Raw genomic sequence first — 24741 nt, 5'->3', positions numbered from 1 at the left:
AGGAAGTTGTCTTTTTAAGCACGTTTAGTCTAGTAAGACCAATGCATCCTTATCCAATAATTTAATTTGTTTTTGAGGACCTTGTGAGATCCAGCCCTTACTTTCAAAATCGGTTAGTTTTCGACTAACTGTTTCGGGAGTAGTGCCGAGATAAATTGCGAGGTCCTTTTTTTTGATGGGCAGTTTAAAAGTATCTTTATCGAGACTAGCTCCAGTTTCAACTAAATAGCTACCAATCCGTGCTTCGACACTTTCTGTCGCGGCTTCGGTCGTTCTTTTCTCGAGGGACGAGATACGCTGACCGAATTCATTAATCAGATTCATGCTGATACTTGGAGATTGTGACAATAATTTTTGAAAATTTTTCCGACTAATTTGGCAAACTGCTGTGGGAATTAAAGCCACCGCAGAAGAAGTGTGCGTTTTGTCCTGGAAAAGGGCGCCTTCGCCATCGAAATCACCAGTTTGTAAGAGGTAGAGAAGTTGTTCGCGTCCATTTGCAGCAATTTTTGAGACTTTAACTTGCCCGTTTGCGACAATCATTAAGGTATCCAGATCATCACCGTCAAGAAAGAGTGATTCACCGGCCGCATAGTGTTTGTGGGTGATGATGGCCTCAATTTTATCAACATCTTCATCTGGTAAGTGGTCAAAGAGGGGAACCAACTTAATACAATCGTGTTCAGATTTTTGCATAACGTGACCTCGTTCATAGATTTAAGTACCTACAGAATAGCATGAAAGTGTAGTTGAGTGAAATGAAACGGTTACTTGGCACTTAATTGCTCTAATAGCCCGAATAGCTTGCTTTCATGGGCTATTTTATGATACATTTTATAGATTGTGAATTAACTTGAACACAGATAAAGTGAGGGAATTAAATGATAACAGTTACCGATATGAGTATGCAATTTTCAGATCGCAAGCTCTATGAAAATGTTAATTTGAAGTTTACACCTGGAAATTGCTACGGCATTATTGGTGCTAACGGAGCCGGAAAGTCAACTTTCTTAAAGATATTGGAAGGTAAACTCCAGCCAACGTCAGGACATATTTCCATTTCTGATAACGAACGAATGTCAAGCCTGGAACAGGACCATTATGCGTTTGAAACGGAAAAAGTTTTGGATACGGTCATTATGGGCCATAAAAAGCTGTATGAAATTATGCAAGAAAAAGATGCTTTGTATGCGAAGGCTGACTTTACGGATGCTGACGGAATTAGAGCCGGTGAGCTGGAAGGCGAGTTTGCCGAAATGGACGGTTGGAGTGCTGAATCTGATGCAGCTCAACTGTTGCAACAACTCGGAATTGATGAAACCATGCAAGCTCAGAAAATGAGTGAGTTAACCGAAAGTCAAAAAGTGAAAGTCCTTTTGGGCCAGGCTTTATTTGGTTCTCCCGACATCTTAGTTTTGGATGAGCCTACTAATGGTTTGGATGCTCAGACAATTACATGGTTGGAAAACTTCTTAGGTGACTTCCAAAACACCGTAATCGTGGTTTCTCATGACCGTCATTTTTTGAATGAAGTTTGTACCATGATGTGTGACGTGGACTTTGGTAAGATTCAATTATATGTAGGAAACTATGATTTTTGGATGGAATCTAGTCAATTAGCTGCTAAGTTAAAAGAAAACGCGAACGCCAAAAAAGAGGAAAAAATCCAGGAACTGCAAGAATTTGTGGCTCGTTTTAGTGCGAATGCTTCGAAATCAAAACAAGCGACTTCCCGAAAGAAGCAATTAGAGAAGATTACGTTAGATGATATTCGGCCATCTACGCGTAAATATCCATTTATTAGTTTTACACCAGAACGTGAATTAGGAAATGATTTGCTACGAGTGGACAAGCTTTCCAAGTCAATCGATGGTGTGAAGATTTTAGATAACATTACGTTCACTGTAAAGCCCGGTGAAAAAGCTGCTTTGTTGAGCCGTAATGATGTCGCAACAACGACTTTGCTGCAGATTATTGCTGGTGAAATGGAACCTGATTCTGGAACTGTGACCTGGGGACAAACGGCCACAAAGAGTTATTTGCCAAGAGATATCAATGCCTATTTTGAAGATGATAGTTTAGATATCTTAGAGTGGTTACGTCAGTATGCTTCTAAAGAAGAGAGTGACAATACATTCTTACGAGGATTCTTGGGCAAAATGTTGTTCTCTGGTGAGGATGTTAACAAGTCAATTACGAAACTATCTGGTGGCGAAAAAGTTCGTTGTATGTTGTCCAAGATGATGTTGAGTAAGGCTAACGTGTTGTTGATGGATGACCCAACGAACCATTTGGATTTGGAATCAATTACGTCGTTAAATGATGGGCTCATTAACTTCACGGGCTCGATTATTTTAACTTCTCATGATCGTCAGGTTATTCAAACGATTGCGGATCACATTATCGAGATTTCTGATAAAGGTGTTGTTGATCGTTCAGAAACCAGTTATGACGAGTTTATGGATCATAAAGATATTCAAAAACAAGTTGAAGCTTTGTATGCTGATTAAAAAGTTTTGAAAACAAAAAAGATCGAGATAAGTATAATTTACTTATCTCGATCTTTTTTCGTGGAGAATTTTAAACAACATCTAACGGTACGTACTTGCTTTGCAAATTGTAGAAATCGTAATCCGCTAATTTTTTAATATCAGTTTCACCATTGAAAATAGCAGTATAACTCCCAGCTAACATTAAATTAATGGCCTGTTTTTCGTTTTTATCGAAACGAACGAGGATAACTGATTTATGTTGCCCATAGGCGTATCCACATTCCCAAATAGTGCCAGAATCGGGAACATGTTTGTCGTTTTCTAATTCATAGTCTAGGATGGCAACCACCACGTCGGCCTGGTCGATTTGACGAATGTCAGCGTTGAACGTAGCAATTTGCCATTCGAAGGAGCCTGCCTCTGCAGCAGTGTATTCATCTTTGCCAGGAAGAAAAATGGCTTCTGAATTAACGGTTTGGTTCTTTTCAAGTAAGCCTTTAATTGTGGTGACACGGTGATTTTGACCTTCACTGAAAAATGGACCAGCAAGGTAAACGGATTTGGGTTGCATGGAATTCTCCTTTAGGTTTCTTATTTGTTGCGAACGGTAAAGCGGGCCTGATGGATGCTTGGTTGCTCAAGTTCATCTAAAATAGCTGCAGCAAAGGTGCCAGTAGAAACTTCAGATTTATGATTATCATCAAATAATAAGTCATCAGAACCACGGACGTAGGCTGTTTTAGGGCCGACTGTGTAATTTGCAAAAGGTGACACACCTAGCCAATTTACGTTGGAAACGGTACGTAAAAAGTTGAGTTCTTGATGCTGAGCTTCAGGGGTATCAATCCAAGCTGCCGCACCGGGGGTTTTTCTTAATTGGTCAATTTCCAAACCACCGTCGGTTCGAAGACTGCCGGCACCTAAAATGAACACTAACCGAGGTGAGTCAGTTTCCCGAAACATATGAATGAGTTGAGCTGCTAGATCTAACTGATCGTATGCAAGATGCTTTTGGGTTGGAAAACTAATAGCATCGATTAAGACGTCTAATCCCGCAAAATCTTGTTTGTTAAAAGCGAAAGCATCTTTTGCAATGATCGTGACTGTATCTGCAAATAGTGATTTAGCTTTGTCGGCGTTACGTACGAGAGCAGTAACCTGATGATTGCGTCCCAGAGCTTCTTTAACAAGACTTGAACCAGTATTTCCAGTAGCACCAATAATTCCAATTTTCATATTTAAACGACCTTTCAATATTTTTGGTAAAACGTTTATTTAACATCTATAATTAAAATTATAAAACAAATCATACCCGAATGTTAGTAAATAGTTTTATAAGCTTTGATCGGGTTTATATTGAAATATATTGGAGAAAGTTCATGAAAGCAATTATTGGCGTTGATATTGGGACCACAAGTACCAAAACAATTTTATTTGATTTAAACGGTAAAAGTTTAGCCAGTCAAAATATTGGGTATCCGTTATATCAAAATCAATTAGGGATGGCTGAAGAAGATCCGGAACAGATTTTTTCAGCAGTGACCCAAGGAATTCGTAATGTTTTAAAAAATAAACAGGAAACTTTTTTGAATTGGTTGGTGTTTCGTTATCAGCGGCGATGCACAGTTTGATTTTAATGGATCAGAATAATCAGCCTTTAACGAGAGTTGTGACTTGGGCGGATAATCGATCAGAAAAAGTCAGTGCTGCACTACAGCAAAACGGAATGGCCCAAGAACTGTATAGACAGACAGGAACACCAAATCATCCGATGACACCCTTAACCAAAATTATGTGGTTTCGTCAGGAACGGCCTGATTTGTTTGCCCAAGCAACGAAATTTATTGGAATTAAGGATTATGTTTTATATCGACTGTTTGGGCGTTATGTCATGGATTATGGATTGGCCTCAGCGACGGGTCTACTTAATTTACAGACATTAGATTGGGATCAGCAAGCGTTAAAGATTGCAGGAATTACCAAAGCGCAACTACCAGAGCTGGTAGATACTGAAACGCAGCTAACTGGGTTGAGCGAATCAAATGCTAAATTATTGGGTCTGAAATCAGATGTGCCATTTATTATTGGTAGTAGCGATGGGGCTTTAGCTAATCTAGGGGTCGACGCAATTACACCTGGAAAACTAGCCGTCAGCATTGGAACGAGTGGTGCCGTGCGTATGGTAGTTGATCATCCGGTCTTTGATCCGCAAGGCAAACTATTCTGCTATGTGTTAGGAAAAGGGCGTTGGCTAGTTGGCGGTCCTGTTAATAATGGCGGCATTATTTTACGTTGGGTTCGTGATCAATGGTTTTCGGGAGATAAGAAACCAACCTATCCAGAATTAATGCAAATGGCGGCGAAATCAGTTTCTGGTGCGCATGGATTGGTTTTCTTACCGTACTTAGGTGGTGAACGTGCACCAATTTGGGATGCTAATGCGCGGGGAATATTTTTCGGATTGACACGCCAACATACTCAGGCAGATATGGTTCGGGCGGTTCTTGAAGGAATTGTATTGAATCTTTGTGAAGTGGCTCAACGAATTGATCAAGTTGCTGGACCGATCAAGAGTATTCAAGCAACAGGTGGTTTTTCTGAAGCAGATTTATGGATTCAAATTCTAACTGACTGTTTTGATCAGCCAGTAACGGTTCCAGATAATCATGAGGGGTCAGCATTGGGTGCGGCTGTGATGGGAATGCACAGTTTAGGATTAGTTTCGGATCTGACAGAAATTCATCGACTGGTTTCTGATTCTAAACAGTGGCAACCAAATAAAAAACGGGCACAAAGATACCATGAGTTCATGAAGATTTGGCTGGAAACTAGTCAGTTGGTTGAACCAGAGTACGCCAAAATTGCAGCATTTCAACAAAAATATTCAAAATAATGTATTTGAATTGCAAACGTTTTCAACGTGGCGCATACTTAATTTAAATTAGTGAATATTTAATTAAGGGAGCGTGATTATTATGGGAAAGAAGCATGAGTTTAAACAACAGTATTGGCCAATCGTTGTTTTAGGAGGATTAATTCAACTGTTTGCCTTTGTAGATATCTTGAAGAGTCATGAATTTAAACATGGTAATAAGTTGATCTGGAGTGTGCTGGTATTTGTAGTGCCACCATTTGGAGCTTTATCTTATTATGGATTTGGAAAGATTCGGACGGATAAATAAAACTATTCAGGACCAGCAAAAATAATTAAGCAGTAGCCGATTTAATCATGAGAGTGATCAAATTAGCTACTGTTTTTTGTTAGGATAAATATTTTAAGAGTTTATTTTTAGTTTAAAAGTTTTTAAGTCACCTTGAAATTTGCAAGTACCATGATTAATTTGAACAATCCAAGCATTATAATTTGGAACATTTTCAATATGATGGGTCGTTAAAATAACTTGTTTTCCTTGCTGAATTAAATGCTCAAAAATAAACATAATTAACTTTGTTGCGTAAGGGTCAAGAGCGTTATCTGGTTCATCAAATAAGAATAAATTTCGGTTCAAACAACTTACGCAAAAGTCCATTATAAAGCGACGCTCGCCGCCTGACATATTTCCTAGGCGAAGTGGAGTTATTTTTTGTAAGTAGGACTTTGTTTCTTCATTTTGAAAATTGATTTGGACTTGGTCTAGGGAGCAAATAAGATCAATAATTTCTTGGCCAGTTGCTTCTTCAGGGAAGGACATGTGTTGTGTTAAATACGCAATTTGAGAGATTTCTGGGAATTGTTGAAAACAAGAATTACGTTGATTATCTACATTAGCGATTAAATCTAGTAGTGTAGATTTTCCAGTACCATTAGGACCGAGAATAACATTTAGCTGATTTGTTTTAAATTTTAAACTGAGATCTTTAAAAATAGGAGCGACTGTTTTTACGTAACTAAAATTCAAATGATTGATTTTCATATATCTTCTCCAAGTGAATACTGCGGTTATTAATATTTAGAAGTGTTTGTGGCAATAGAAGCGTGATTTAATGATAAAAAACCGATACTTAAATAACTGATGGTAACAATTAGGACTGTTAAAAGAACAAAAGGATCGACATTTTCCTGATGAAAGCTCATCAAAATAACATTCAAAATGTCAGTTGCGTAATTTAAAGGGAAAAAATCAATTAAAAAATGTAAGAAATGTGCACCGGGATGAACTGCACTTAACAACAAAGCTGCAAAAATCGTACCATTCGCCAAAACGTTATAAGTTTGAACCTTGATGTGGAACAACAAAAGAAGATTTGCAAAGATTCCTAAAGTGAAAACGCCAATTGAGGTATAGAAAATACTGATTAACAAGATCATAAAGTTAAAACTGTGCATTAAGAGCATAGCTGCTAGGGTGAATAAAAGAATTTCACCTAAAGTTAAGACTAGTTGGGTGATAAGATGCGCAAAAAAGAAAATCTTTTTATTACCAGTGAGATAGGTAAAGGTTTTTAAAAGGTTGTTTTCACGACCAGATACCATGGCGTCAGTGACACCGTTTAAAATAGAACAAATTAATATGTATGCCCAGAATTCAAAAAGAAGGTTTATGATATCGGTTGATGACTGGTGGGTCTGAGCAAAAATAAGTTTAGACTGACTTATCATAAAGTAGGCCGTTGGGAAACCTAGTGTATAAATAAAGACAGTTTTTTCTCTTAAATTCATTTTTAAATAAAAATGTGCCAAAACCATTATTTTATGTAGCATTTTAGAGTCTCCTCACAAACGTATATAATTTATTTTACAACGGAAAGCATATGAACACAATTATAAACTAATCTAAATTTAATTTATGGTAGCCATTTGAAAGCAAAAATAGCATTTATTAATTTTTGATTAGGATGTAAACTATACTTTATCGAAGTAATAGGGGATGACTTTATGAAAACTATTGATACAGGGCATGGATATATTCATTATTATTTTAAAATTGCAGCCAAAACTTATCCGACAGTTTTATTTTTTCAAGGTTCAAGTGGTGCAAATTGTTACCTGGGTTTTAAAAATATTATTACGGCATTACCTGATAAATATGGTATTTTAGCGATTGACCAATTGGGATATGGGGAGAGCGATCTGACACGTAGTGAAAGAACCATTGACAATATTCTTGCGGAAACTCAATCAATTGTGAATAAAGAGCAGATTCATAAAGTGATTATTTTTGCGCACAGTCTTGGTGGCCTGTACGCTTTAGGATATATAAAACGATTTTCAGATTATGTACAAGCCGTGATTGGGGTGGAACCAGTTACGGGAGTTGCCGAAATGGACGTAGATGATATGGTTAGAGTAACGAAGGAAGAAGCACAGGAGGTTGCCAGAGATCGGGCACAAGGTAAAATTCCTGAATCTGAACTAAAAAGTCTGATTAATCCAAATTTGAATAGTGTTGATTGGAACAAACAATTAGAAATTTTTCAAAAGTTGCTAGATAACGAAACTCAAGTTAATGAAGCTGAAAATTTAAAAAGCAGTATTCAAAGCGTAAAAAAAATTTCGATTCCAAACAAAATTCCCGTTTTGATTTTTTCACGAACAAAACGACAATCTGAGTATCAAACCTCTGAATTTAAAAATGATCACCCATTTTCTAAAATTAGTTGTTTTGGTGATTCTCATTTTTTGCATTGGACAGAAAGCAGTCGTGTGATTCATGAAACGACAAATTTTTTGAATCAACTTTTATAGAAGAAAGGCTTAAAAGTGATTCATTTTTTTAACACTTGAAAACGGTTTCTACCTCGCTTATGATTAGGTTAATGGGCAAAGGATGATTAATCTGTTTATTCAGCTAGATGTGTAGCGGATAAATATTTGAACAGGAGCCAGTCCGCGTGGCCGGTTATCGGCCTAGAAGGATGGACATCCGTAGTGAAGATAAGATTTTGCGCTAGCAAAATTATACATTAATAATGAATAGGAGCCAGTCCGACTAGCCGCTTTAGCGGTGTAGCGAACTACTCCACGGTAAGGAGGATCATCAGCAAAGTACGCTAATGATCTTGGATGTTGCGGACGTTGACCATTCTTGTGGCCGAAGTTCAGACCGCAAGAAGCATGGCAGGATGGACATCCGTATGAAAATAGGATTTTGCGGATGCAAAATAGACATTAATATTTGAATAGGAGCCAGTCCGCGTGGCCGGTTTTTGGCCTAGAAGGATGGACATCCGTAATGAAAATAAGATTTTGCGATAGCAAAATTATACATTAATAATGAATAGGAGATCATACAACATGGCATTAAAAATGGCAATCATTGGTTTTGGTAAGAGTGCAAATCGGTATCATTTACCTTATTTGAAACAGCGGAAGAATATTGAGGTTAAGTATATCTATAACCATCGCCGTCATCCAGAACGAGAGACTGCTTATCAAAATATGGGAATCAAATTTACGACGGATTTGGATGAAGTTTTAAAAGATGATGAAGTTCAGTTAATTACTGTTTGTACCCCAGCAGATACGCATTTTGATTTTGCCAAACAAGTGTTAGAAAGTGGTAAAAATGTACTTGTTGAAAAACCATTTTGTAAAACGGTGGCAGAAACCAAGCAGTTACTAGATTTGGCTAAGGAAAAGCATTTAATTGCGATGCCTTATCAGAATCGGCGTTTTGATAGTGATTATTTAACCTTAAAAAAAGTTCTGGACCGTGGCTATGTTGGCGAACCGCTTGAGATTGAATCTCATATGGATAAATATCGTCCAGATGACCAAGTTCATACCGGAGACAAGATTAATGGGACTTTTTATGGTTTAGGAATTCATATGTTGGATCAAATGCTGGCGTTGTTTGGCAAGCCAGAGTCTGTTGCCTATGATATTCGCGCAATTCAAAATTCAAAAAGTACGTTGGATGATTATTATCAAATGGACCTGCACTACGGAAAACTGAAGGTCACGGTGAAAACTAATCCATTAGTCGCTGATCCATATCCAAGATTTATTTTGCATGGAACAACGGGTTCTTATTTGAAATATGATATTGATCAACAAGAGAATGATTTAAAACAGGGAATCATGCCTGATGCAGATGATTTTGGTCAGGACACGCCTGATAAATTTGGTCATGTAAAGTATCATAATAAAAATGGTGATTGGATTGAAAAACAAATTCCAACTGTTCAGGGAGATTACGGCCGAATTTATGACACCTTGTATGACAGTATCGTTAATGGAAAGGCCAAGTTGGTCAGTGATGAAGAAACGCTCTTGGATATTGAAATCCTTGAACGCGGGATTCAACAACCAAGTCCTAGTGTTGTAAAGTTTTAAAAGCCAATTGGAATTTTGAGTGTGCTAGTTTGTGGGCATTCAAGATTCTTTTTTTTGTTTTTACAGGCAGCTTTCTTTACTAAAAAGCTTATTGTTATCATAATTAAAGTAGAGAGGTGATGACAATGGAGCTGCAAAGTGAAATTATCAAAAATCGACAACGTTTGAAGTTATCCCAAGCTGAATTGGCAAAACGAGTTGGTGTGGGAGAAGAGAATATTAAGCAGTGGGAACAAGGTGGTCAGTCTCCAAGTGTAGAAAATTTGATCGATCTCAGTAATTTATTTGAAATTAGTTTGGACCAACTGGTTCGCGGAAAAGGTCAACAAGAGTTTAATGAAGTTGTGGCAGGGCAGCCAATGTCAGTATGGGACTTTTTGGCCCGCTACTGGTGGTTACTTTTTGCCCTGGGTGGATTCATAGTTTGGGCGCTTAGTCGATTTTCGTAAATTATAAATAATCAATTAAACTCTGGCTGAAAGGCTGGAGTTTAATTGATTGTTAGGGAGGTTTCCAGTAACATAGGTTGTGAGCTGCTTTACGAGTGGAAAGTGGCGATAGGAGCTGAGGAGGATCTCATGATAAATACGATTATGTTATTAATTGTTGTCGGATTGGCCGCTGGAATTTTTGGCGCGATTTTCGGCATTGGCGGTGGGATGATTGTGACGCCAATCCTGACACTTGCGATGGGGCTGGACATTAAATATGCAATTGGTGCCAGTATCATTTCGGTTATTGCAACTAGTTCGGGAGCGACCGTTGCTTACTTAAAAGATGATATGTTGAATTTACGAGTAGCAATGTTTCTGGAAATTGCGACAACCATTGGTGCAATTGCTGGCGCGATCTTAACGGGATTATTGCCATCCGCAGTATTATACATATTATTTGGATTGTTACTTTTATTTTCAGCATGGAACATGTATCGAAAAATGCGGTCTGGCAAAGAAACCACTGATAAAATTCAACCGGATTCTTTGTCGACTAAACTAAAATTAAATGGTAGTTATTATGATAATGCGGTCGACAAACGGATTGATTACCAGGTGGCAAATGTGCCTGGCGGTTTTACAATGATGCTGGGCGCTGGCTTGGCTAGTGGTTTGTTGGGGATCGGTAGTGGTGCATTTAAAGTGATTGCGATGGACACAATTATGAAAATGCCTTTGAAGCCATCAAGTGCCACTAGTAATTTAATGATGGGGGTTACGGCGGCGGCCAGCGCAACCGTGTACTTCTTTAATGGCTCAATCCAACCAGAAATTGCGGCACCTTTGGCCATTGGAATCCTAGTAGGCGCGGCAATCGGTTCCAAGATTATGAAACATTTGCGCGCCCGCGTTTTACGGATGATTTTCATTCCAATTTTGTTTTATATTGGATTGCAAATGTTCCTTAAAGGATTTGGGGTGACAATCTAATGGCACAAAATAAAAAAACAGAGTTAGCAGAAGATACGAAAAAAATGGAGGAAATGAATCAGATTGAACTGATCATTGGCCAGGTTTTACGGATCGGAGTTATTATTTCTGCCGCTGTTATTCTGATTGGAATTTTATTACTGGCAGTTACCGGAAAAACAGGCTACGCGCCAAATGTTTATCCAATCACGGTGAAGTCCATTACGGCCGGAATTTTAGCCTTAAAACCCTTTGCAATCATGATGTTAGGACTCTTCTTACTGATTTTGACACCAGTTTTACGAGTAGCTGTTTCCATTTATGCATTTGCGAAGGAAAAAGATCACCTTTACGTTTGGATCACGACCTTTGTTCTGGTTATTTTACTAATCGGAATGGGCATCGGGTATCTCGGTAAATAAAATTTACTGGCAAAATTAAGTAGCGTGGTATAATTGAGTTCCTTGGCAGGGGCACAATAAAACATGTGAGCAAGTTATCGGAAGTAGACGGTAGCTTGTTTTTATTTTGAAACTGAATAGTTTAGTAGATTCACGAACCGTATATCGGCCTAGTTTTGCCTTGTACCCTGTTCGAAAACTTCGCAATTAGTGAATCGATCAAGTCAAAATGAGCGGTGATTTCCAAGTAGTGAACTATACTGGATAAGTATTATACACGAAAAGGGATGAAAGTATGTCAGATTATCAATTTTTAAATGCGTATACTTTTGCAAATGGGGCAACCGTTAAAAACCGGATTGTGATGCCACCAATGACTGAACGAAGTGCTTTTGAGAATGGCGTTGTGTCGAACGACGAAATTGAGTACTATCGTAAACGGGCCGGTGGTGTCGGGATGGAGATTACTGGTTGTGCGAATGTTTCTAAGTTAGGCAAAGGATTTGAAGGTGAGCTTTCAGTCACTGAAGATCGAGATATCCCACAGCTTTCCCGATTGGCAGCTGCAATGAAGAGCCAAGGCGCAAAAGCGATTCTTCAAATTTTTGATGCTGGGCGCATGACTAATACTGCGATTTTACGTGGTGAACAACCCGTCAGTGCGAGTGCAGTTAAAGCTACAAGAGCAAATTCGGAAACACCACGAAAATTAAGCGAGCATGAAGTTGAAAAAATTATTAAAGATTTTGGTGCAGCCACCAAACGGGCCATTCAAGCCGGTTTTGATGGTGTCGAGATTCACGGTGCTAATACCTATCTAATCCAACAGTTTTTCTCTCCAGATTCCAATCGGAGGCGTGATCAGTGGGGTGGCTCGTTGGAACAGCGGATGAACTTTCCAGTGGCAGTTGCTGAAGAAGTTCGCCGAGTAGCTGATCAGTATGCACCGCGGACGTTTATTGTCGGATATCGCATTTCTCCAGAAGAAATTGAAACACCTGGAATTCGGCTTGATGACACACTGACCTTAATTCCCCGCTTGATTAAAAGTGGGATTGATTACCTTCATGTTTCTTTAAACAAGGCATGGCAAACTTCTTTGAACGATTCAACGGATTCACAACCGATTATTGAAAAAATTCAAAAGGTGGTTGATCATCAAGTTCCAATGATTGTGGTTGGGCAATTAACCAAACCAGCTGATGTTGAAAAGGTAATGGATGCCGGATTTGAATTTGCAGCAATGGGTCAAGAATTAATTCGTGAACCAAATTGGGTTCAAAAAGTAATGGCCAATGATGAAAAATCTATTCGATATGAGCTATCGCCGAGTGATTTGGATGAATTGGGCATTACCGAACCATTATGGGACTTTTTGAAAGGTCCATTTAAAGATGCCATTCATATTACCAATGAATAAATGCAAAAAATCACTCCTAACAGATTACTGTTAAGGAATGATTTTTACTTTTGGGTGAGTCTTTTTCTGAGCGTAGGTTGGCTTGCATAAATGTATAGTCCATGGACACCGCGTTTTAACAAGACATTTAAGGTGTTCATAATCAAACGAATTTTGATTGCTTTTAATTTCTTAGGATCGGTTAAATCGTCCCTTTTTTTAAAAATTTCACTATCTGTCACTTTATCCAGGTTAACCGTCACGCCGTCCGTCTTAGGGACATATTCAATTGGCGGGCCAAGGATAACGCCCACATAATTCAAGTCAAATCCTTGAACAGTATAGATTGAGCCGACTTCGTTAATCGTGGTCGGTTTTTCTGCCCAGGATTGGCTGGAATAGTTGTATTGATCCCAGGGAAGTTTAAAGTTTCCTTCCACAATATAATGTTTACCACCATCTAATTTTGAGGGATAACCAGTTGTGGACACAATTCGCGATAAACCGACGCGGTCATTTTGTTTTTTTATTAATTGGTACATCTCTTCCGCGTCAGTCATGATACGAAAATCAAAGTGATCATTTCGTTTAAGCGGGATGGGTTCAATTTTGCCATGTGTAAAGCTATCAATCCAGTCTACCAATTTGGGATCTGCATGCATCCGGAATTGGTTGTGAAGGACATAGCTTTCATGAGGATAAGGCTGGACAAGTTTTTCTAAACGCTCTCGATTCCAAAAACTTTTAGTTTTGAGTACCTGATTTTCGTCAAAAACTAAAATGACGATTCTGCTATTATGAATAATTTCTGTCAGCTGATTTTGTTGATCAAAATTATTATAGCGATCGGGGCGTGATAACAAGAGATGAGCCTCGTCAATCACGGCAATGTCATACATGAGATGATCTTTATGACGACGATTGATAAACGTGGTTGGGCGATCAAAATCTTTTTTATACAGGTGAGGCTGGTCACCAGCAATTTCTTGATAAACTTTCAAAATTTCAGGATGGTTAACTAAAAAAATGTTTTTAGTGGCATAGATATCGCTGGTAGAATCACTGCGAGCGGCAGTTTGGATATCATTAAAAATTTGGCTTAGCACAACACTTTTACCGGTCCCAGCTTCACCGTAAATTGTGAAAATGGCGTGGTCCGAATGGTTAAGATGCTGGTTAATAAATTTTAGAATTTTGTTTTTAAGGCTTAATTGATCAGCAGATAGCGGCTTAAAAGGAGATAGTTTGTAGCGAGCATCGTTGGTATGGTCTTCAGACATGGGAATCCTTCTCTCTGGAAAAGTTACTTTCATAGTAAAACAGATTGAGGGTATTTGGCAATTTATGGCCAGAATGTAAATTAGTCAGTGGTATACTTAGCAAAAAAGGAAGTTACTGAAAATGATTGAAATTGTGGGCTTAACCAAAGAAAATATGGCAGATTGGGATGTGTCAAACACGCCATTTGAATTAACAGGACGTGTCATTCCAACGCTTAAGGGCGGTAAATGGACAGTTACTGAAGAACCTTTTGCAGTTGCTAAGAAAACTAAATTTCCTTCCGAAAAACCAGATGAAACTTATTTAACCGATCCTCAAAAGCAACTTTATTTTGCTTATTTGGATGGAAAAAATGTTGGCCAGATTCGGATGTTTAGAAATTGGAACAAGTTTTGTTATATTGAAAACATTGCGATTAAAGCCGGCCATCGGCATGCGGGGATTGGTCAACAACTCTTCGCAGCCGCAGAAAAATGGGCTCGAGAGAATGATTATGTTGGAATTCAACTAGAGGCTCAAGATGATAACCTCAATGCCTGTCAGTTTTATCAAAAACGTGGTTTACAACTAGGCGGGGTAGATACTTTATTTTATACGGCCAATCCAAACATTAGTGTGGCGTTACAATGGTACAAAATATTTTAAAAGACCAGTTGGAGGAAAACTGTGAATTTAAAAAATCAACGAATTTTAATTATCGGTGGAACGTCTGGATTTGGCGCAGAAGTTGCTAGACAAGCTCTAAAGAAAGAATCCGATATTCATGTTATTGGCCACAGTGAACAGCGGTTGAGTGAATTTCTGGACCAAACTAATGGCGTAATGGGGCAGGCAATTGATGCACGGGACCCCCAAGCGTTAACGGCTTTTTTTGAAACGCAGGAGCCATTTGATCACGTGATTTCGACTCTCGGTGGGGCGATGGGTGGTGGATTTTTGGATAGCTCACTCGCGTTAATTCGTAAAACCATTGAAGAAAAGTTCTTCGTGAACTTGCAACTTGCTAAAATTGCCAGCAAGCATTTGAAACGTCACGGGTCATTAATTTTCACATCTGGATCAGGTGGTCATCCAAGTGATGCTTCGGGCGCGATTGTTGGAAACCAAGCCATTAATACAATGGTGGCTGGTTTGGCTGTGGAAATGGCGCCAGATTATCGAGTTAACGCCGTTTCACCAACGTGGACACCAACAGGATTGTGGCGATCTATACCAGCTACTGAGTTGGAGAAACAGGCGGCAACGTTTGCCAAAAATGTTCCGCTTAAAAGAGTTGGAACTGTGGAAGAAGTGGCGTCGGCCTATTTATACTGTATGGAAAATGAATTTATGACGGGGCAGATTATGCGAATTGATGGCGGCGTTGATTTGTAGAAGGTAGGAGAAAATTGAAATATTTAAAATCAGTGTTAAGTTGGTTATTACCTGTTGCGATTGGACTTGTTTTAGCAATTATTATTCGGGCCAGTTTTTTTTCAGTAGCGGTAGTTAGGGGAGATTCAATGAAGCCTAACTTACAAAATAGTGAACGGGTTGGCTTTTAGTGCATCAGGCGAAGATTGAGCGAAACTCAGTCGTGATTTTTGGCGCTTATGGAGTTGACCCCGGAGTTAAAAATAAAAAGCTTGAATATGTCAAAAGAGTAACTGCAGTTTCGGGAGACCGGATTACCTATCGAGCTAATGGAACACTAACTGTGAACGGAAAAAGAGTTTCACAGAGTTATATTAGTAAAAATCAGCAAACGGCCGGAACTCTAGATATTATTGGCGTTAAGAGTTTTACACTGGCTAGCTTAAGTAAATTTGAAAATTGGCCGAAGTTTCGCGGAGCAACCCAGGTTCCAAAGGGCTATTATTTCGTGCTTGGTGATAACCGAATTGTTTCTAATGACAGTCGGTACTATGGATTTGTGCCTAAAAATAAAATTTACGGTGTCGTAAAAACGCCATTTTGGAATAAGAACCATAAATTAGTTAACGATCAAAATTAAAAATCAAAAGCATTGTCCAGAAATTTTGGGCAGTGTTTTTTTATGGAGTCAGGCTTTCAATTTTAGTTACTGTGCCTTGTTGAGTCATGTCATTTGGATTTAAACCTAACTCACCGTTTGGAACAGAATAACCTAACTTTGCATAATGGTTTCGCCAAAAAGGTAAAATTTGTTTATGTTCTTGATCCATGAAGTTCATCGGAATTAGATGGAATATTTGTGTGGGCTCAAAGGCTATATATATAAAGTCAGCACAGTAATAGCCCGGTGCACTGGGAACGTAGCTGGCATTATAAACTTGTCCGAGAAGCTGTTTGGCCTGTTCAATAATTAAAGGAGCATCTATTTTTTGAGTGGCGCGATATAAATCAATTTTTGCCCACTGACGTGTTTTGAACTTTTTAAAAGTTTCGCGAATACTTCCGGTTGAAGGAAGGGTGTGAAGAACAAAAAATTCGTTATTTGCGGTTACTTCAAGTAAGGCGACGTGATCATAATTAGGTGTTTTTGAAGTGGCGGTGCTTTCCAAGATGGCGTCTGACAAGTTATCGGGAACACTTTGGATAAATAAGAGATCAGCATTTTTAAACATTTTTTGACTCCTTGATATGTGTTTTAGAAACAGAGGATTGTCAGTCTAATTTTTTGATTGCCTTTTAACGATTCAAAACAAACTGTGATAAGCTAAAAAGCGAGTGTTTAAAATATTATAAATTTAGGAAGTTGTTTTATGTCACGAAAAAAGGATTCGGCCGCAATTTTAACGTTTGGAATCTTTCTGGTTGGAGCGAATCTCCGGCTCCCAATCACCATGTTACCACCGTTACTGTCTGATCTGAAGCGGAGCGTAGGCCTTGCTCCATCATTAGCAGGTTTGCTGACCACCATTCCATTGGTCATGTTTGCGCTGATTTCACCCCTCATTGCAAAAGCTGGAAACAAATATGGGAGTGAGCGGACTTTGTTAGCAGCATTAATTTTGCTAACCATTGGAAGCTATTTAAGAATTATACCTACTATCTGGGCATTGATGATCGGGACCTGTTTGGTTGGTGCCGGGATTGCAGGCGGCAATGTCTTGTTACCAGCAATTATCAAGGAACGGTTTCCAACTCAAATTGCAATAAAAACTAGTTTATATACTGTATCTATGGGATTAGTGGCCTCAATCGGGACTGGTTTTTCTGGACTCCTGGCCACCAAAACCAACCTCCAGACAACAATGGGTACTTTTTCCTTGGTCGGGGTTGCCGGATTGATCGTGTGGGTTTTATGTCTCTTGGTGATGAAACCGGTGCGAATTAAATACAATCAGCGCCCACAAACCTCACGTTCAGTGTGGCGGGCCTCGCTTGCGTGGATAATTACTTTATTTTTTGGCATCCAGTCGTTGCTTTACTATTCTTTGTTAACCTGGTTACCGACAATTTGGATATCACGCGGATTTTCGACAGTTCAGGCTGGAAGCTTAGCGACATTATTTCAGTTAAGTGTGTTGCCACTTTCACTTACAGTGCCGTTACTAGCTGAAAAGAAGCATGGCATGCGCATCATCGTTGCCATTGTGGGGATTGGGTTTATCGGTGGTGCTGCTGGATTGAGTGTGGTGACGCATGGATTTTGGATAAATGCGTTTTTTTCAATCATCATGGGAGCTGCTTCAGGAGCCGCCTTTAGTGTCTGTATTGTATTTTTTCAAAAAAAGGCAACGACTGTCCAAGAAACAACCGCACTTTCAGGAATGGCGCAATCACTCGGCTATATTGTCGGAGCGGTTGGCCCGGTCTTGTTTGGGTTTGTGCAAAATCGGTTAAATAGTTGGGAACCAATCCTTATTTTAGTTATGTTACTGTCAATAATTATGACGGGATTAGGAATTCTAATTAATCACCGCCAAACTTTATTTAAGAGGATCTAAAAGGCCCGCTTACTGAAATGTAAGTGAGCCTTTGTGGTATTAATAATTATTCGTTATGGTCTTCACCAGGAGCTGTATCTACTAAACTATCCAATGTTTCCATGTCTTCATCTGGAATCACAAAATCTAATTCCTTGTTTTCATTAATGTGAGCTGGATTGACAGCCTTAGGTAATGGGAGAATGTCATGTTGGATACAGTATTTAATAGCTAATTGGGCAATGGTAACATTGTTTTGTTTAGCAATATCAGCGACGGTGTCATTTTTCAATAAATAGCCAGTGGCAAGTGGTGAAAAGGCCTCAACCAGCATGCCGCTTTCTTTTGCAAACTGCACATTCTGAGGCTCTGTGTAGCCAATGTAATATTGAAGTTGATTAACCATGGGTTCAATTTCACAATTTTCGAGAATGTTTTTTTGGTCCTGTACGTTAAAATTGGAGATTCCGATGGCTTTTGCGCGCCCGGATTTATAAATTTTTTCCATTGCACGCCAAACTTCTACGTTTTCTTTGGAATAATCAGCACCCATTTCTTCCCATGGCCATGGGGCGTGAATCAAGTAAAGATCTACGTAGTCTAGTCCAAGATTTTGCATGGTTTCTTCAAAGAATTTTAGGCTTTCATCATAACTTTTACTTTTTGCAGGTAATTTAGTGGTGACAAAAATTTGATCACGAGGGATGCCCGAATCACGAATGGCCTTACCCACACTCTTTTCATTTTGGTATTGCCAAGCTGTGTCAATATGACGATAGCCAGCTTTCAAAGCATTAGCGACGGCATTATAGGCAACGTCGCCATCGGGAACTTGCCAGGTACCAAAACCAACTTTAGGAATTCTAACCCCGTTGCGAAGCGTAAATGTATCAGTTAAAGCAGTCATCAAACATCTCTCCATTTCATTTTTAAGTTAGCTTAACAATACCACGAATAACAAAAAATGAAATTAAAAGTGATCAAGTGAGTGGAACAAAGCGGTTAAACTACAAAAACTAAGGGTGACGGCGGTGGGATCGCAATCCCGCCAGAGGCGCACTTAGATCTTGTGGTTTGCTTTGTGAAGCTGTCCTAAAAAGAGAGTTGGAAATAGGGCGGTTAGATTCCGAGCCATTGCCTTATTTCCATGTTCTAGGTATAAAATCTAAAGGTTGAAAGTAAAAAATGACTTCAGTTACTGTTATTAAACGATTTAATTCACCCAAATTAGGTTAATTACCGTTCTTCGGCTCACTTGGCCTGGAACGGGGTGCGAGTTCTTGCGGCTATCTTTGCCACAAGAACTCGCACTACGTTACAGCCCGAATTGCTGGAAGACGGAATCTAAACTAATTTGATTGTTACTAATCTTTTTGTGTCAGGTAATTAGGTGAAACTTTGTACTTTCAGCCTTTAGATATAAAGTTCGGAAATATAAAAATAAAAAGACTAGGAAAATACTTTCCCAGTCTTTTTAAAATCTTTAGTTTGCCGCTCGCTTGCGGAAAAAGTACTTTCGTAATTCTTCTATTAAAACGAGTGGAATTGGAATGCAAATTAATAATAACCATTCTCTTCCGCCAATGGCAGCTGTATTGAACAAGCCTTGTAAAAACGGAACATAAATGAGAAGAGCCAATAAAATCACTTCAAAGACAATGCCACCCCAAATTCGATGGTTACTGAAGAGGCCGATACTGAATACTGAAGAAAGTTTTGTTCGGCAATTAATGGCAGCCGCAATTTGACAGAAGACAATTGCAGCTAAAGTCATAGTCGTAGCTTCTTGATAGACATGACCACTTGCAGCAAGGGCAACATTTGGCCAACCATTTAGTTTGTTTACAAAGAAGTAAGCACACGTGGAAATGACTGACGCTATCATGCCGTACCAACAAAAGGCCTTTATAATGATGCCACGATTCAGTAAATGAGCTGTCCGTGCGCGTGGTGGCTGTTTCATGATACCAGGTTCACTCTTTTCAGCACCTAAACCTAAGGCAGGCAACATATCGGTACCTAAATCAACCGTTAAGATTTGCATAACTGTCAAAGGCAAAGGAACTAAACCTCGTGTAAACAGGAAAATGATGGATGGTGCAGCTTCTGGCATATTACTGTTAAGAATATATAACAGGAATTTCTGCAAGTTACTATAAACAGTTCGTCCTTCTTCGATAGCTGAAACGATGGATGCAAAATTATCATCGGTTAAAATCATATTTGCAGCATCTTTAGCGACATCAGTTCCGGTAACTCCCATTGCGACCCCAATATCAGCCTTTTTAAGAGCAGGTGCATCATTCACACCATCACCAGTTGAGGCTACAATTTCGCCAAGGCTCTGCAAGGTGGAAACAATCCGATACTTTTGTTCAGGAGCAACTCGAGCAAAGATAACTTCACCTTTTAAAGCCTCTTTGAGTTCACCTTTATGCATGGCAGCCAATTCATCACCAGTAATTACCCGGGCTTTATCGCCGGTAATTCCGATTTTAGTAGCGATACTTTTAGCTGTTAAAGCACTATCACCGGTAACCATAATGATTCGAATACTTGCTTCTCGGCATTTGCGAACCGCTTCAAAAATTTCTGGACGTGGTGGGTCAGACATAATTGTTAAGCCCACAAAAGTAAGATGTTGTTCAGCATTTTTAATGGTCCAGTCTTTTGGATCAGCAGGCATGTCGGAATCATCAGTAGGAGTCCGATAGGCAATTGCTAATGATCGTAAACCGTCGGCTGCATATTTTTTATCGGCCTCGTTGATTTGTTTACGATCTGCATCTGTGATGGGACGGGCTTTTCCGTTATCCAAGATCGTATCACTAATTGGTAAAATACCATCTAATGAACCTTTTACACAAATTGTGTTTTTACCATCTACTTTATGGAAAGTGGACATCCGTTTTCGATCAGAATCAAATGGCAATGCTCCAATCCGAGGAACTTTTTTAGTTTCTTCTTCAACGTTAATGCCAGCCTTCTCAGCCAAAATAATTAATGCAGCTTCGGTTGGGGTTCCAATAATTTTAGGATTATCGCCAGATTTTTCTGGTGGGTTAACTTTCGTATCGTTATTCAGTGCGGAAACCCGTAATAATATTTGTAAACCAGGGTCCTTAGAAACATCAACATCTTGATCATCTAATTGAATGTGGCCGTTATTGACGTAGCCTTCTCCACTAACCGTATATTGATGGCTAGCTAACCAAAGATGATCCACGGTCATTTGATTTTGCGTTAGGGTTCCTGTTTTATCGGAACAAATTACGGTTGTTTCACCCAGGGTTTCAACACTATTCAAATCCTTTACAAGGGCGTGCTTTTTAGCCATTCGGGTCACGCCTTGTGCTAATGACAAGGTAACGGTTGGTAGCAAGCCTTCTGGAATAAACGCAACAATCATTCCTAAAGCAAAAATGAATGATTTGGCAATTGGATAGTGGACAAAAAAGATTGCCAATATGAAGAAGAGTACCCCGATTGAAATGGCAATTAATGATAACTGCCTGGTTAAATGATTAAGTTCAATTTCAAGGGGACTAGAATGATGTTTTTGACTTTGAGTAAGTTTTGCAATTTTACCAAATTCAGAATGCATCCCTGTTGCAACGGCTACTGCAGTCGCTGTTCCGCTTCCGGCAACCGTTCCAGCAAAAACTAAATTAGATTCTGCAAAACGACCAACGCCATGTGAATAACCAGGTTGTTTGTTTACAAGAACAGATTCACCAGTTAAGGCCGATTCATCAACTTGAAGTGAGTTCGAATCGATAATTCGAGCGTCTGCTGAGATACTATTCCCAGCTTGGATCATGAAGACATCGCCAGGAACAAGATCTTCAGAGTTGATTTGCTGTGGTTTTCCATCCCGTATAACCTGGGCGTAGGTGGGCAGCATTTTTAGTAATGAATTGGTGGCTTTTTGGGCCTGATGTTCCTGCCAATAGCTGAAAACACCGTTGATTATATTAACCGCCCAAATAGCAATTCCAAGTTCTGTCATGTTGGCAAAAATAGCAATGAAGCCACTGACCCAAAGTAAGATCGCCATTAAACTCGTAAAGTTTTTCAGGAATGCTTTGAGTTGCGATTGCTTTTGACTTCGTTGGATTGTATTAGGTCCAAATTTCTTTAATAAACCGGCTGCCTTTTCTGAAGTTAACCCGGTTTCTTTAGTATCAAAATATTTATAGACATCGTTGAGCTGCATAGAAGCATACCGCGTTGTACTATTTTGATTTACTTTATCCAAAATATTGGCCTCTTTTTCTTCAATTTAAAGGGTTACTTGCCCTTACAACGTAACAGTATAACTCGAATTACTAGAAAGGGTATAGTATTTGCGAATAAGATTATCTATGTGTGATATTAGGCGGACATAATTAAATGGGATTGTTATTGTGGTGCCACATTAACTTCGGGTTGGGGGTTCTTATTAGGGTTACCAAGGATGTATTGTTGAATCAAACTGACAATTTCCCGATTTTGAGGTAAGTCATGATGGGTCGTGTCTTCCCCCGTGACGGTGATTTGCGTGTAACTTTTGGCCTGATCTTGGTAAATATATTTGCCGGCTTCAACACTCGCAAATGGAACCGTGCCATCATTATTATAATTTTCAGTTCCTGCAACCGAATACATTACTAAATTGGAAGGAATTTTTGATTTATCCCGGACTAGGTCACTCAGCATTTGGGTTCGTTTATCGATATTTGTTTCTGAGAAGTTGAAAGGAGACGCAATTGTCATCAAAGTATTCATTCGTAGTTTTTGACGATTAAAATATTTTTCAAGGTAGCGGGTCAAGACAAGGCCGCCGTTGGAATGCCCAATTGCGGAGAAATTATTAAAATGATAGCGTGCGGTCAAGATGAGCATGGCATGTTGGAACCATTGAGTTTGTTTTTTGATATTTGAATAACCATCTTTATTATTAGCGAACGCAATTACAATGTAGGGGTGGACGATTCCAGGCCGAAATTGACCGCTGTAAGATAAATGATCATCAGGATGGACGGTCACCTTTAATAAGCTGCTGGTCGTATGTGTGTTTTGATTTAATTCATTAACCATTGCATCGAAGCGTTCCTGAGTCGCACTGCTCCCAGGAACAAGAATGATGGGAGATATACGTGAATTGTTGGCCGGCATCGCGTTCCGCATATTCTGGCGCGTCCACTTTAGTCCAAAAATAGCGATTATTAGAATTAAACCTGCCAAAATTAGACCTCGTAACCATTTAGTCATGCATCTCATCTCCTTGCTCAAGGGTTGCCCGATTTAACATTTTTACAAAAGGATAGTAAATGATCCCAGAGACGGCCACACAGATTAGGCTAAGTATGAGGGCTCGCCAGTCGCCATTTGTGCCCAGAAAGGCACGTAAGAGACTAGGAGTGGCGTTAGGAATCATATAGGTTGCTGGGGGCACAAGTTTCCAGCTAATGAAAAGAAAGGCAAGTATCATACTGACTAAAGGTGACAGTAAAAATGGAATTAATAATAGCGGATTAAATAAAACAGGGATGCCGAATAATAAAGTGCCACCTTGATCAAACAGGGTTTGTCCCATGGAAAGCCGGGCAGCAAATTGCATTTGTTTGTCCTTAACTTTGAACAGGAGGGTACCGTTTAAAGCTAGTAGCATTCCACTACCACCAAGCATCCCGTATGAATTATAAAGGGTGTGAAACGTAATCGGATAGGGAATCTTCCAGAGATTATGATGAGCACTGGCATAGGCCAGATTGGCGCTCTCATCAGGAAAGTGATTTGCAACTGTGTTTGTGAAATCGCTAATCATACCAAAAAAGTGGGCAATGTTTCGTAAACTAACAGCTAGTAAAATTTTAAAGAAAGAGGGATGTTGGCCGATATTTAATAGACTGGTCACCTGCTGATAAAATAAGGTGGCGTAGTACTGAGTTTGATGAACGGTCAGGCCAATGGCACCAACAATCAGAATGAAAATGAAAAATAGCAGGATAGAAAGATTGGTATCAAATGTTGAGTGGAAGTTTGACTGAAGTTTAAGAAAACTAAAGCCGATGATTAGGCCCATAACAATTGGAAGCAGAATATTTCCAGAGGATTCAGAAATTTGAAGCAGATTAAGACTAGGTGAAGTTTCAGAGATTAATGTGAAGTAAAGAATCAGGCTGATTAGACCAGCTAAATGATTATTTTGATACTTGGTTGATGATGAAACAAGCAGATCCGCCACTAAAAAGGCTATCAAAAGTGCAATCGAAAGGAAAATGAGGCTTTCTGATACCTTTAGCGTCATGCCGATTTGTTTAAACGCGGGGATATGTGAATGAAGATCAAAAATAGCCTCGAAAATTCCATTTCTGTGGAATGTCGTTTCATAAATAATATGTAGGGAAATTCCAATGAATTCAAATGGTAATAAAATTCGAAGCGCATTGATAATAGCTTGATAGAAATGTTTTTTGGTTAGTCGCTGTGTAAAGTTAATTAATTGATTTTCCATCATTAGATCTCCCCCGTGAATATGCCTTGATTATACAACAATTTTTGGTAATCTCTTGGCGAAAAGTAAAAGCTCATCAAATTGATCATATGTGGTCAAC

At 39.1% G+C, this 24741-nt stretch carries 24 protein-coding genes and 1 pseudogene; 14 read left to right on the top strand and 11 right to left on the bottom strand.

Annotated elements, in window-relative coordinates; all coding sequences use genetic code 11:
* Positions 1–24: 24 nt before the first annotated feature.
* Positions 25–696 carry a Crp/Fnr family transcriptional regulator gene (locus tag IV84_RS00155; RefSeq protein ID WP_046871172.1) on the bottom strand — a complete coding sequence of 224 codons (672 nt, stop codon included), beginning with the start codon at positions 694–696 and terminating at the stop codon, positions 25–27.
* A gap of 185 nt (positions 697–881) precedes the next feature.
* Between IV84_RS00155 and IV84_RS00150 the strand changes: the two genes are divergently transcribed.
* The gene (locus tag IV84_RS00150) at positions 882–2510 is read left to right on the top strand and encodes an ABC-F family ATP-binding cassette domain-containing protein (RefSeq protein WP_046871171.1); all 1629 of its coding nucleotides are present in this window, start codon (positions 882–884) and stop codon (positions 2508–2510) included.
* Between the two features lie 70 nt (positions 2511–2580).
* On the opposite strand, the gene IV84_RS00145 is transcribed toward IV84_RS00150, so the two are convergent.
* Positions 2581–3063 carry a nucleoside 2-deoxyribosyltransferase gene (locus IV84_RS00145; RefSeq protein WP_046871170.1) on the bottom strand — a complete coding sequence of 161 codons (483 nt, stop codon included), beginning with the start codon at positions 3061–3063 and terminating at the stop codon, positions 2581–2583.
* 20 nt (positions 3064–3083) lie between these two features.
* Positions 3084–3728 (bottom strand): NAD(P)-dependent oxidoreductase, encoded by a 645-nt coding sequence (locus IV84_RS00140; RefSeq protein WP_056985946.1) that lies wholly within the window; start codon positions 3726–3728, stop codon positions 3084–3086.
* Between the two features lie 143 nt (positions 3729–3871).
* On the opposite strand from IV84_RS00140, the pseudogene IV84_RS00135 reads away from it, so the two are divergent.
* Together IV84_RS00135 and IV84_RS00130 are read left to right on the top strand one after the other, a co-directional pair.
* A pseudogene (locus IV84_RS00135) lies at positions 3872–5385 on the top strand (gluconokinase).
* An 82-nt stretch (positions 5386–5467) separates the two neighbouring features.
* On the top strand, positions 5468–5674 hold the full coding sequence (locus tag IV84_RS00130) for a PLD nuclease N-terminal domain-containing protein (RefSeq protein WP_046871168.1): 207 nt from the start codon (positions 5468–5470) through the stop codon (positions 5672–5674).
* A 93-nt stretch (positions 5675–5767) separates the two neighbouring features.
* Here the strand turns inward: IV84_RS00130 and IV84_RS00125 are convergent, their stop codons facing one another.
* Together IV84_RS00125 and IV84_RS00120 are read right to left on the bottom strand one after the other, a co-directional pair.
* Entirely contained in the window at positions 5768–6406 is a 639-nt protein-coding gene (locus IV84_RS00125) for an AAA family ATPase (RefSeq protein WP_046871167.1), read from the bottom strand.
* A gap of 29 nt (positions 6407–6435) precedes the next feature.
* The gene (locus IV84_RS00120) at positions 6436–7194 is read right to left on the bottom strand and encodes a hypothetical protein (protein ID WP_046871166.1); all 759 of its coding nucleotides are present in this window, start codon (positions 7192–7194) and stop codon (positions 6436–6438) included.
* Positions 7195–7368: 174 nt separating this feature from the next.
* Between IV84_RS00120 and IV84_RS00115 the strand changes: the two genes are divergently transcribed.
* The 6 genes from IV84_RS00115 (at position 7369) to IV84_RS00090 (ending at position 12992) form a co-directional block, all read left to right on the top strand.
* On the top strand, positions 7369–8178 hold the full coding sequence (locus IV84_RS00115) for an alpha/beta fold hydrolase (protein WP_046871165.1): 810 nt from the start codon (positions 7369–7371) through the stop codon (positions 8176–8178).
* Between the two features lie 549 nt (positions 8179–8727).
* A complete protein-coding gene (locus tag IV84_RS00110; protein WP_046871164.1) occupies positions 8728–9768 on the top strand; it encodes an oxidoreductase in 1041 nt (346 codons plus the stop codon).
* Positions 9769–9893: 125 nt separating this feature from the next.
* Positions 9894–10217: a helix-turn-helix domain-containing protein gene (locus tag IV84_RS00105; protein WP_052694478.1), complete on the top strand. Its 324-nt coding sequence runs from the start codon at positions 9894–9896 to the stop codon at positions 10215–10217.
* 129 nt (positions 10218–10346) lie between these two features.
* Complete coding sequence (locus IV84_RS00100; RefSeq protein WP_046871162.1) at positions 10347–11192, top strand: sulfite exporter TauE/SafE family protein; 846 nt, start codon at positions 10347–10349, stop codon at positions 11190–11192.
* Positions 11192–11593: a DUF1634 domain-containing protein gene (locus IV84_RS00095; RefSeq protein WP_062903910.1), complete on the top strand. Its 402-nt coding sequence runs from the start codon at positions 11192–11194 to the stop codon at positions 11591–11593. Before IV84_RS00100 ends, IV84_RS00095 begins: the two co-directional genes overlap by 1 nt.
* 274 nt (positions 11594–11867) lie before the next feature.
* Positions 11868–12992: an NADH-dependent flavin oxidoreductase gene (locus tag IV84_RS00090; RefSeq protein WP_046871161.1), complete on the top strand. Its 1125-nt coding sequence runs from the start codon at positions 11868–11870 to the stop codon at positions 12990–12992.
* A gap of 44 nt (positions 12993–13036) precedes the next feature.
* Here IV84_RS00090 and IV84_RS00085 read toward each other — a convergent pair whose 3' ends face one another.
* A complete protein-coding gene (locus IV84_RS00085) occupies positions 13037–14251 on the bottom strand; it encodes a DUF2075 domain-containing protein (RefSeq protein WP_046871160.1) in 1215 nt (404 codons plus the stop codon).
* A 121-nt stretch (positions 14252–14372) separates the two neighbouring features.
* On the opposite strand from IV84_RS00085, the gene IV84_RS00080 reads away from it, so the two are divergent.
* The 4 genes from IV84_RS00080 to lepB are packed head-to-tail and all read left to right on the top strand — an operon-like array spanning position 14373 to position 16245.
* Complete coding sequence (locus IV84_RS00080) at positions 14373–14897, top strand: GNAT family N-acetyltransferase (protein ID WP_046871159.1); 525 nt, start codon at positions 14373–14375, stop codon at positions 14895–14897.
* A gap of 21 nt (positions 14898–14918) precedes the next feature.
* Complete coding sequence (locus IV84_RS00075) at positions 14919–15626, top strand: SDR family oxidoreductase (RefSeq protein ID WP_046871158.1); 708 nt, start codon at positions 14919–14921, stop codon at positions 15624–15626.
* Between the two features lie 14 nt (positions 15627–15640).
* Entirely contained in the window at positions 15641–15796 is a 156-nt protein-coding gene (locus IV84_RS11395) for a S26 family signal peptidase (RefSeq protein WP_414477485.1), read from the top strand.
* Positions 15796–16245: a signal peptidase I gene (gene lepB / locus IV84_RS00070; RefSeq protein ID WP_371861581.1), complete on the top strand. Its 450-nt coding sequence runs from the start codon at positions 15796–15798 to the stop codon at positions 16243–16245. Before IV84_RS11395 ends, lepB begins: the two co-directional genes overlap by 1 nt.
* A 40-nt stretch (positions 16246–16285) precedes the next feature.
* On the opposite strand, the gene IV84_RS00065 is transcribed toward lepB, so the two are convergent.
* Positions 16286–16837 carry a YiiX/YebB-like N1pC/P60 family cysteine hydrolase gene (locus IV84_RS00065; protein ID WP_046871157.1) on the bottom strand — a complete coding sequence of 184 codons (552 nt, stop codon included), beginning with the start codon at positions 16835–16837 and terminating at the stop codon, positions 16286–16288.
* 138 nt (positions 16838–16975) lie between these two features.
* Here IV84_RS00065 and IV84_RS00060 point away from each other — a divergent pair, with 138 nt between their 5' ends.
* Positions 16976–18163, top strand: coding sequence for an MFS transporter (locus IV84_RS00060; protein ID WP_056985945.1), 1188 nt, complete (start codon positions 16976–16978; stop codon positions 18161–18163).
* A gap of 46 nt (positions 18164–18209) precedes the next feature.
* Here the strand turns inward: IV84_RS00060 and IV84_RS00055 are convergent, their stop codons facing one another.
* From IV84_RS00055 to IV84_RS00040, 4 genes are all read right to left on the bottom strand, one after another.
* Complete coding sequence (locus IV84_RS00055) at positions 18210–19049, bottom strand: aldo/keto reductase (RefSeq protein ID WP_046871155.1); 840 nt, start codon at positions 19047–19049, stop codon at positions 18210–18212.
* 576 nt (positions 19050–19625) lie between these two features.
* Complete coding sequence (locus IV84_RS00050) at positions 19626–22358, bottom strand: cation-translocating P-type ATPase (RefSeq protein ID WP_046871179.1); 2733 nt, start codon at positions 22356–22358, stop codon at positions 19626–19628.
* A gap of 185 nt (positions 22359–22543) precedes the next feature.
* The gene (locus IV84_RS00045; RefSeq protein ID WP_081036053.1) at positions 22544–23395 is read right to left on the bottom strand and encodes an alpha/beta hydrolase; all 852 of its coding nucleotides are present in this window, start codon (positions 23393–23395) and stop codon (positions 22544–22546) included.
* A complete protein-coding gene (locus tag IV84_RS00040) occupies positions 23388–24641 on the bottom strand; it encodes a PTS transporter subunit EIIC (RefSeq protein WP_056985943.1) in 1254 nt (417 codons plus the stop codon). The genes IV84_RS00045 and IV84_RS00040 overlap by 8 nt, the downstream gene beginning before the upstream one ends.
* Between the last annotated feature and the right edge of the window lie 100 nt (positions 24642–24741).

This window comes from Pediococcus damnosus, assembly GCF_001437255.1.
GTDB lineage: Bacteria > Bacillota > Bacilli > Lactobacillales > Lactobacillaceae > Pediococcus > Pediococcus damnosus.
Note: the sequence above shows the minus strand (reverse complement) of the source record. Positions and strands in the feature narration are given on the sequence as shown.

Bases quoted from the DNA above. Each gene is read 5' to 3' on its own strand.
- IV84_RS00045 (WP_081036053.1), bottom strand. From the start codon at position 23,395: ATGACTAAATGGTTACGAGGTCTAATTTTGGCAGGTTTAATTCTAATA.
- IV84_RS00115 (WP_046871165.1), top strand. From the start codon at position 7,369: ATGAAAACTATTGATACAGGGCATGGATATATTCATTATTATTTTAAA.
- IV84_RS00065 (WP_046871157.1), bottom strand. From the start codon at position 16,837: ATGTTTAAAAATGCTGATCTCTTATTTATCCAAAGTGTTCCCGATAAC.
- IV84_RS00090 (WP_046871161.1), top strand. From the start codon at position 11,868: ATGTCAGATTATCAATTTTTAAATGCGTATACTTTTGCAAATGGGGCA.
- IV84_RS00150 (WP_046871171.1), top strand. From the start codon at position 882: ATGATAACAGTTACCGATATGAGTATGCAATTTTCAGATCGCAAGCTC.
- IV84_RS00040 (WP_056985943.1), bottom strand. From the start codon at position 24,641: ATGGAAAATCAATTAATTAACTTTACACAGCGACTAACCAAAAAACAT.
- IV84_RS00155 (WP_046871172.1), bottom strand. From the start codon at position 696: ATGCAAAAATCTGAACACGATTGTATTAAGTTGGTTCCCCTCTTTGAC.
- IV84_RS00060 (WP_056985945.1), top strand. From the start codon at position 16,976: ATGTCACGAAAAAAGGATTCGGCCGCAATTTTAACGTTTGGAATCTTT.
- IV84_RS00050 (WP_046871179.1), bottom strand. From the start codon at position 22,358: ATGCAGCTCAACGATGTCTATAAATATTTTGATACTAAAGAAACCGGG.
- IV84_RS00105 (WP_052694478.1), top strand. From the start codon at position 9,894: ATGGAGCTGCAAAGTGAAATTATCAAAAATCGACAACGTTTGAAGTTA.
- IV84_RS00095 (WP_062903910.1), top strand. From the start codon at position 11,192: ATGGCACAAAATAAAAAAACAGAGTTAGCAGAAGATACGAAAAAAATG.
- IV84_RS00145 (WP_046871170.1), bottom strand. From the start codon at position 3,063: ATGCAACCCAAATCCGTTTACCTTGCTGGTCCATTTTTCAGTGAAGGT.
- IV84_RS00085 (WP_046871160.1), bottom strand. From the start codon at position 14,251: ATGTCTGAAGACCATACCAACGATGCTCGCTACAAACTATCTCCTTTT.
- IV84_RS00055 (WP_046871155.1), bottom strand. From the start codon at position 19,049: ATGACTGCTTTAACTGATACATTTACGCTTCGCAACGGGGTTAGAATT.
- IV84_RS00110 (WP_046871164.1), top strand. From the start codon at position 8,728: ATGGCATTAAAAATGGCAATCATTGGTTTTGGTAAGAGTGCAAATCGG.
- IV84_RS00130 (WP_046871168.1), top strand. From the start codon at position 5,468: ATGGGAAAGAAGCATGAGTTTAAACAACAGTATTGGCCAATCGTTGTT.
- IV84_RS00120 (WP_046871166.1), bottom strand. From the start codon at position 7,194: ATGCTACATAAAATAATGGTTTTGGCACATTTTTATTTAAAAATGAAT.
- IV84_RS00125 (WP_046871167.1), bottom strand. From the start codon at position 6,406: ATGAAAATCAATCATTTGAATTTTAGTTACGTAAAAACAGTCGCTCCT.
- IV84_RS00100 (WP_046871162.1), top strand. From the start codon at position 10,347: ATGATAAATACGATTATGTTATTAATTGTTGTCGGATTGGCCGCTGGA.
- IV84_RS00140 (WP_056985946.1), bottom strand. From the start codon at position 3,728: ATGAAAATTGGAATTATTGGTGCTACTGGAAATACTGGTTCAAGTCTT.
- IV84_RS00080 (WP_046871159.1), top strand. From the start codon at position 14,373: ATGATTGAAATTGTGGGCTTAACCAAAGAAAATATGGCAGATTGGGAT.